1 pseudogene is annotated in these 655 nt (G+C 64.9%); it reads right to left on the reverse strand.

Going from position 1 to position 655, the window contains the following annotated elements:
- Positions 1 to 655: pseudogene (locus EOA28_RS37725) on the reverse strand (translocation/assembly module TamB); the annotation flags it as partial.

Below are 655 nucleotides of genomic sequence, written 5' to 3' on the forward strand. Positions count from 1 at the left end.
ATAGTTCGCGATCTGCGCGTTGATGGCGACATTCCTGGCGGAAAGATCGCCGCGCTTGATCTCCGAGGTGTTCGCCTTGACCGCGACATTCGGCCCGTTGGCCGCCTTGGTAAAGGCGATCGTGCCGCGCACATTGCCTTCGGCCTTTTCCAAGGCCAGCGCGGCGAGCGGTCCGATATCTGGCAGGTCGAGCGAAACGGTGCCGACCGGCACGAAAGCATCGTCGAGCGCGAGATCGCCGGAAATCTTGTTCGGTCCGAGCGACAGCAGAAGCCCGTTGATCGCTCGGCTGCCATTGGTCGTGGCGAGCACGGCGCTGCCTTGCAAATTCTGCCCGGCGACAATGCCGGTGAGCTGCACATTGGCTGCCGGATTAGCGGCATCGGCCTTGCCGGTGGCCGTCAGCTTCAGTCCGGTGATCTCGCGCGCCGCCACGAGGAGCCGGTCGCTGTCCACCGTCATCGACAGGTCGGGCGCGGCGACCGGGCCTTGCGCGTTGAGGGCGAAAGCGATGGCGCCCTTGGCGTCCTTCGAGAGCCCCGAAACATCGCTCAACGCGCCTCTGATGCCGGCGGCCAGCTTGCCGTCGGCAAGGCTCGCCTGGCCATCGGCGGTAAGCGCGCCTGAATTGAGCTTGAGGCCGTCTATATTGACA

This window comes from Mesorhizobium sp. M2A.F.Ca.ET.067.02.1.1 (genome assembly GCF_004023285.1).
Lineage (GTDB): Bacteria > Pseudomonadota > Alphaproteobacteria > Rhizobiales > Rhizobiaceae > Mesorhizobium.